Origin of the sequence: Sphingomonas yabuuchiae (assembly GCF_001477495.1) — a bacterium.
Taxonomy (GTDB): Bacteria; Pseudomonadota; Alphaproteobacteria; order Sphingomonadales; family Sphingomonadaceae; genus Sphingomonas; species Sphingomonas yabuuchiae_A.
On the sequence record NZ_LDTF01000130.1, the window covers coordinates 1 to 6768 of the forward strand.

The following is a 6768-nucleotide window of genomic DNA, read 5'->3' on the forward strand; positions in this document are numbered from 1 at the left end:
TCCCCTGAAGGGGAGGGGCTGAATATGTTTAGAGTTTCGCGACGAACGCGGCGTAGGCGGCTTCGTCCATCAGGGCGTCCAGCTCGGACGCATCCGACAGCGTGATTTTGAAGAACCAGCCCTCGCCTTCCGGATCGCTGTTGACCAGCGCGGGCTCGTCGGCCAGCTGGGCATTGCCCTCGACCACGGTGCCCGACACCGGCGCATAGACGTCCGACGCGGCCTTCACCGACTCGACCACGGCGGCCTCGTCGCCCTTGGACAGCTCGCGGCCTTCCTCGGGGACGTCGACGAACACGATGTCGCCCAGCGCACCCTGCGCGTAATCGGAAATGCCGACCGTGCCGACATCACCGTCGACGTCGATCCACTCATGATCTTCGGTGAAATAGCGGCTCATGGTCACTTGGCTCCTGAACGAACGTAACGATGGGGGACGAACGGCATGGCCGTGACGGTGGCGTCATGGGTCTTGCCGCGCTGAAGCAGTTTGACGGTGGTGCCGGGGGCAGCCAGCTCGGTCGGCACATAGGCCATGGCGATCGGCGCACCCATCGAGGGGGCGAAGCCGCCGCTGGTCACGCGACCGATGACCGAACCGTCCTCGGCGACCACCGACGCGCCCTCGCGCACCGGCTGGCGGCCCGCGACGGTCAGGCCGACGCGCTTGACCGCGGGGCCGTTCTCACGCTCGGCGAGGATACGCTCGGCCCCCAGGAAGTCGGCCGCCTCGCGGCGCTTCTTGGCCAGCGCGAAGCCGAGATCGGCCATCACCGGCGTCGTCTCGGGGTCGAGGTCGTGGCCGTAGAGCGGCAGCCCCGCCTCCAGACGCAGCGAGTCGCGCGCGCCCAGGCCGATCGGCTTTACCTCGGCCTGATCGCACAACAGGTCTGCGAACGCAGCGGCGTGCTCGGCCGGGATCGAGATTTCGTAACCGTCCTCGCCGGTATAGCCCGAGCGGCTGATCCACAGCGGCACGTCGTTCCAGCTGAAGTCGGCGGCGGTCATGAACACCAGCGCCTCGACCCCCGGCACGATCCGCGACAGCGCATCGACCGCCTTCGCCCCCTGGAGCGCCAGCAGCGCCTGCTCGTCGAGCAGGTTCAGCGTCGCGTCGTCGGGGATGAAGTCGAGCAAATAGGCGATGTCGTCATATTTGGTAGCGCCGTTGACGACCATGTAGAGTTCCTCGGCGCCGTCCAGGGTGCGCTTGGTCACCATCAGGTCGTCGAGGATGCCGCCCTCTTCGTTCAGCAACAGCGAATAGCGATTCTTGCGATCGCCCAGCCCCGTGATGTCACCCGGCAGGACCTTTTCCAGCGCGGCGATGACCGGGGCTAGCCCATTATCGCCGGTGAAGACCACCTGGCCCATATGGCTGACGTCGAACAATCCGGCCGACTCGCGGGTCCAGAGATGCTCGGCCATGATGCCTTCATACTGGACCGGCATTTCATAGCCCGCGAACGGGACCATCCGACCGCCCCGCGCACGATGCCATGCGTCCAGCGGCAGCGTCTGGATGATCTCCTGACCCTCGGGGGCATCTTCTACATTCAGGTCGGTTGCGTCGCTCACGGGGCCGGTCTCCGTCAAAAGGGTGTCGGCTAGGGACGTGCGTGTCCTTACCCGATCCGATCCCCCTCTGTCACGGAACCTGAGAGCTTTCGCCGGAAATTCCGGCTTACCCCTTCGGTGGCGCGACGGCCCGAGGCCGAGGCGCGCTTTCCAGAGTGTCGATGGCGATCGCGCGGTCCCATTTGCCTGAGAGATTCCGGGGTGGTTGCTCCTTCGGCGGCCGGGTGTTCGTCACCTGAAAGATGACCCCGGCGCTCTCCCGCGCGCGCCTATGTCGGACATGTCCGACATCGACGCCGCGCCCTCTGCCGACAGGGTTGCACCAAGTCAATCGGGGAACGGTGGTGGCCGCGATCAATCTTGTGGATTGTGGGATCGAGAGTGGGTGGACGGTCACCCGAAATCCTCTTTGTTCCCCGGCGAAGGCCGGGGCCCAGTCGCCACGCCGTCAGAGGCGGGGCATCCCGTCGCATAGGAGGCAGAACCCAGCGTCCACTCGGAATCCACACGCCAAGACATGGCGCACCACCAGCGTCATCGCAACTGGGCCCCGGCCTTCGCCGGGGAACAGCGAAAGCGAGTTGTTATCACCGAGTCGCGTTGTACCGCAGCTGCGCGTCGGTCAGCTGGAACCCGACCAGCGCCTCGAAGCTGGCGCTGGCCACCGCCTGGCGCACTTCGGGGTTGGTCAGCGGATCGACCGCCGCATCCTCGTCCCCGGCCTTGCGGCGACGGGTCAGTTTTTCGCGCACGTCGTCGGGCAGGGTCGCCGCCGCCCGCGAGATGGTGGTCGAGGCCTCGCCCGCCACCTGGCCGCGCGCCTGACCCGCGTCGAAATGCACGTTCACCCGGCCGACGCGCTTGGCGACGACGTTGGTCCCGCCGCGCACGATCGCGATATAGTAAGGCAGCACCACGTCCCGCGCCGCCGCCGTATCGTTACGCCGCGCCTCGACGTCGAAACTGACCGTCGTCACGATGTCCGAACCCGAATCGGCGCAGTTGCCGCGTACGTTGGTCAGGTTGGCGATCAGATCGATCGAGCCCTGGTCGGTCGCGCCCGGCGTCTTGAACAGCGTGATGTCGCCGGTCCCCGCCGCGACGCCGACGATCGGGCATGCCGAGCGGACGGCGGTGATGCCGCCCGACGCATCGATCTCACCCGTACGGGCGCAACCGCCGAGAACGAGCGCAAGGGCGACGGGAGCGAGAAACGATGCTTTCACAGGTCGAAACGCCTATTCTGGATGCCGAAGCAGGATGCCGGTTTGGCCGCCAGCATAGGAACCGGGTTGGACGCGCGCAAGCAATGGCGTAGAGCCGACCCATGACCCCATCCATGACCGACGCCATCAAGCCGCCGCTCGACCTGTTGATCGCCGCCCCGCGCGGTTTCTGCGCCGGTGTCGACCGCGCCATCCGCATCGTCGAGCTGGCGCTCGAGAAACATGGCGCGCCGGTCTATGTCCGGCACGAGATCGTCCACAACAAGTTCGTGGTCGACAGCCTGAAGGCCAAGGGCGCGATCTTCGTCGAGGAACTGGACGAGGTACCCGCCAACGCGCATGTCGTCTTCTCCGCGCACGGGGTTCCGAAGTCGGTGCCCGCCGACGCCGAGAACCGGGGCCTCGCCTATTTCGACGCGACCTGCCCGCTCGTGTCGAAGGTCCACCGCCAGGCCGAGCGGTTGGTCGAGATGGGGCGGCACATCGTCTTCATCGGCCATGCCGGGCACCCCGAGGTCATCGGCACCTTCGGCCAGGTGCCGCAAGGCTCGATGTCGCTGGTCGAGACGGTTGCCGATGTCGAGGCGTTCGCGCCCGTCGATCCCGACAATCTCGCCTTCCTGACCCAGACCACCCTGTCGGTTGACGACACCGCCGCGACGATCGAGGCGTTGCAGCGCCGCTTCCCGACGATCCAGGGGCCGCGCGGCGAGGACATCTGCTACGCCACCTCCAACCGCCAGGCCGCCGTCAAGGCAATCGCCGCCGAGTGCGATGCGGTGCTGGTGATCGGTGCGCCCAACTCGTCCAACTCGCTGCGTCTGGTCGAAGTGGCCGAGCGGGCGGGCAAGCGCGCGATGCTGATCCAGCGCGCCGCCGATCTCGACTGGACGTTCCTGGACGGCGTGAAGACGCTGGGCCTGACCGCCGGAGCCTCCGCGCCCGAGCTGCTGGTCCGCGAACTGGTCGACCGCCTGGCCGAGCGCTTCACCGTCACCGAGCGCGAGGAAGAGACGACGCGCGAGACCATCGCCTTCAAGCTGCCCCGCGGGCTGGAAACGGCCGCCTGATCCATGGCCGTCTATACGCAGGTTTCGGCCGAGGCGCTGTCGGCGTTTCTGGCACGCTATGACGTGGGTGAACTGATCTCCGCCAAGGGGATCGCCGAGGGTGTCGAGAACAGCAATTACCTGGTCGACACCACGACCGCGCGCTTCATCCTGACCCTGTATGAAAAGCGCGTGGCGGCGGGCGACCTGCCCTTCTTCCTCGCGCTGCTCGACCATCTGGCCGCCAAGGGCCTGCCCGTGCCGCCCGCGATCAAGGACCGCGATGGCGTGGAGATTCAGGAATTGGCGGGCCGCCCCGCCTGCCTGATCCAGTTCCTGACCGGCGTATCGCTGTCGCACCCCAGCCCGGCGCAGGCGCTGGCGGCGGCGGATGCGATGGGGGCGATGCACCGCGCGGTGCAGGACTTCCCGCAGACCCGCACCAACTCGATGGGCCATGCCAGCTGGCGCCCGCTGTTCGCGCAATGCGGACGTGATCTCGACCGGATCGAGCCGGGCCTGCACGATGCGATGGGCGAGGCCCTGGACGCCGTGCTGGGCGGCTGGGAGGCGCAGAGCCTCGACACCTGCGTCATCCATGCCGACCTGTTCCCCGACAATGTGCTGGTCCTGGGCGACAAGGTCACCGGGCTGATCGACTTCTACTTCGCCTGCACCGACTATCGCGTCTACGACCTTGCCGTCATGCACTCGGCCTGGAGCTTCGACGCCAGCGGTGAGGTTTATGCGCCCGAGATCGGCGCAGCGCTGGTCGAGGGCTATCAGCGCCACTTCCCGCTGACCGACGCCGAGCGCACCGCGTTCGCGAAACTGGCGATGGGGGCGTGCCTGCGCTTTGCCCTGTCGCGGGCGTGGGACTGGCTCAACACCCCCGCCGACGCGCTGGTGACGCGCAAGGACCCGCTGGCCTATTGGCGGCGCTATATCGCCTATCGCGACGGAAAGGCCGGACTGTGACCCCCGTCGAGATCGCCACCGACGGCGCGTGCAAGGGCAATCCCGGCCCCGGCGGCTGGGGCGCGCTGATCCGCTCGGGCACGCATGAGAAGGAATTGTCGGGCGGCGAGGCGCTGACGACCAACAACCGCATGGAGCTGATGGCGGCGATCGAGGCGCTGAACGCTTTGAAGCGTCCTTGCGCCGTCACGCTGTCGACCGACAGCCGCTATGTGATGGACGGCCTGACCAAGTGGATCCACGGCTGGAAGCGCAATGGCTGGCGCACGGCGGACAAGAAGCCGGTCAAGAACGCCGAACTCTGGCAGGCCCTGCTGGCGGCGGCCGAGCGGCACCAGATCGAATGGAAATGGGTGAAGGGCCATGCCGGGCACCCCGACAACGAACGCGCCGACAAGCTGGCCAGCGACGCGGCGGAAACCTTCCGAAAGTAGCGGCCTCTCGGACGGATGACGAAAACCGGCAGTCGGGTCCATCAGACTGTCATGCGGCTGGCGCTACGTCCCATGAAAGAAAATAAGGGGACGTGTCTTGCTGATCGCCGCCATCATCGCGACCGCCTTTGGATTCGGCGCCTCCGCCGATGCGGTCGCCCCGCAACCGTCGGGCCAGCTACAGGCTCTCGTCGGGTCGGCTGGCTATCAGGGCAACATTCAGCGCCTATTCGCCGCCCTGCCCGCCGATGTGTTCCAGCGCTGTCCAAAGCTGGTGTCTTCAGGATCGACCGTCACCGTGCTCGCTCCGGTCCGTTTCGCGCCGGATGGCTATCCGGTGTCGGGTGCCTGGAAACAAAGCTTTCCCGTCCGGGGATGCGACCACGACACCACCATCAACATCTTCTTCCAAGGCCAGCCGGACGAGAAGATCGCAAGCATCGTCACCGTGCCGGGTGACACCCATGCCGATCTGGCGCTGCAACGCGACGCGTTACGCTATGCATGGCTGGCAGCCAAAGCCGCCGCGCCGAATTGCGCGACGCCGCATGTCCGCCATACCCGTTACGATGGTGTGGTCGCGACCGCCGATAAGGCGTGGCGAGAAAGCTGGATCGTCGCGGCTTGTGGTCAGAATGTCGAGGTGCCGATCACTTTTATGCCCGATCCGACCGGCACCCGAATCACCGCGCAAATGCCCCACCCGCTGCGCTGACCGGCCCTATTCCGGTTCGTGGATCGGCGCGTTCGGACCATTCTTCAGGACCGACTCGATCGCGTTGCGGGCGCCCGCCTTGCTGGCATAGCCCTCGGTCCACCAGATCAGTTCGCTGTTGTAGCGGAACTTGGCGACATATTCGCCCGCCTTGTTCTTTTCGATCGCAAAGCTGTGGGCCATGATGATCTCTCCTGAAAAGAAGTGGTCATCCCTTAGCAGAAAATCGGCCTGCGCCATAGCGTTCGGCGTCCAGCCCTTCGGGCACATCCCCCTCACCCAGCAGCAACGCCGCCGCCAGCGCCGACGCGGCGGGAGCGGTCTGGATGCCGAAGCCACCCTGGCCTGCGCACCAGAAGAAGCCCGGCACATGCGCGTCGAACCCGTACACCGGCGCGCGGTCGGGGGCGAAGCTACGCAGGCCCGCCCAGCGGCGCTCGACCACCTCGACGCGCCAGTCGACGATCTTTTCCAGCCGGTCGATGGCGACCGCCACGTCCCATTCCTCGGGCGCGATGTCGCAGGGAGCGCTCGGCGTCTCGTCATGCGGCGTCAGCCAGAGCCGCCCCCCCGCCTCGGGCTTGAAGTAGAACTGGCCCGCTATGTCGACGACATGAGGCAGTCCGTCCGGCACGGGCGGATCGGTGCGCAGTTGCACCATCGTCCGGCGATAGGGGGTGATGCCGATCGGCGCGACACCCGCGATCCTGGCCACGTCATCGGCCCAGGCCCCCGCCGCGTCGACCAAAAGCCTGGCCGCGAACGGCCCGGCGCGGGTTTCCAGATGC

At 66.8% G+C, this 6768-nt stretch carries 9 protein-coding genes and 1 riboswitch; of the genes, 4 read left to right on the top strand and 5 right to left on the bottom strand.

Features of this window, described 5'->3' with window-relative positions:
- Positions 1-28 precede the first annotated feature (28 nt).
- The 3 genes from gcvH to NS355_RS17500 all read right to left on the bottom strand — a co-directional run bounded on the left by gcvH (position 29) and on the right by NS355_RS17500 (position 2804).
- Positions 29-400, bottom strand: coding sequence for a glycine cleavage system protein GcvH (gcvH, locus tag NS355_RS17490; RefSeq protein WP_056434420.1), 372 nt, complete (start codon positions 398-400; stop codon positions 29-31).
- Positions 401-402: 2 nt separating this feature from the next.
- The gene (gene gcvT, locus NS355_RS17495; RefSeq protein WP_084788084.1) at positions 403-1578 is read right to left on the bottom strand and encodes a glycine cleavage system aminomethyltransferase GcvT; all 1176 of its coding nucleotides are present in this window, start codon (positions 1576-1578) and stop codon (positions 403-405) included.
- Between the two features lie 163 nt (positions 1579-1741).
- A riboswitch (glycine riboswitch) is annotated at positions 1742-1850 on the bottom strand.
- A 315-nt stretch (positions 1851-2165) separates the two neighbouring features.
- Positions 2166-2804, bottom strand: a complete 639-nt coding sequence (locus NS355_RS17500) for a hypothetical protein (RefSeq protein ID WP_058746847.1) — start codon at positions 2802-2804, stop codon at positions 2166-2168.
- Positions 2805-2917: 113 nt separating this feature from the next.
- Between NS355_RS17500 and ispH the strand changes: the two genes are divergently transcribed.
- From ispH to NS355_RS17520, 4 genes are all read left to right on the top strand, one after another.
- Positions 2918-3874, top strand: coding sequence for a 4-hydroxy-3-methylbut-2-enyl diphosphate reductase (gene ispH, locus NS355_RS17505; protein WP_058746848.1), 957 nt, complete (start codon positions 2918-2920; stop codon positions 3872-3874).
- A 3-nt stretch (positions 3875-3877) separates the two neighbouring features.
- Positions 3878-4831 (top strand): homoserine kinase, encoded by a 954-nt coding sequence (gene thrB / locus NS355_RS17510; RefSeq protein WP_058746849.1) that lies wholly within the window; start codon positions 3878-3880, stop codon positions 4829-4831.
- Positions 4828-5265: a ribonuclease HI gene (rnhA, locus tag NS355_RS17515; RefSeq protein WP_058746850.1), complete on the top strand. Its 438-nt coding sequence runs from the start codon at positions 4828-4830 to the stop codon at positions 5263-5265. Before thrB ends, rnhA begins: the two co-directional genes overlap by 4 nt.
- Before the next feature lie 97 nt (positions 5266-5362).
- A complete protein-coding gene (locus NS355_RS17520; RefSeq protein ID WP_058746851.1) occupies positions 5363-5980 on the top strand; it encodes a hypothetical protein in 618 nt (205 codons plus the stop codon).
- A gap of 6 nt (positions 5981-5986) precedes the next feature.
- On the opposite strand, the gene NS355_RS18450 is transcribed toward NS355_RS17520, so the two are convergent.
- Positions 5987-6163 carry a YegP family protein gene (locus NS355_RS18450; protein ID WP_076718339.1) on the bottom strand — a complete coding sequence of 59 codons (177 nt, stop codon included), beginning with the start codon at positions 6161-6163 and terminating at the stop codon, positions 5987-5989.
- 25 nt (positions 6164-6188) lie between these two features.
- Positions 6189-6768 (bottom strand): NAD(P)/FAD-dependent oxidoreductase (locus NS355_RS17525; protein WP_153008279.1); only part of this gene is annotated, 580 nt, incomplete at its 5' end.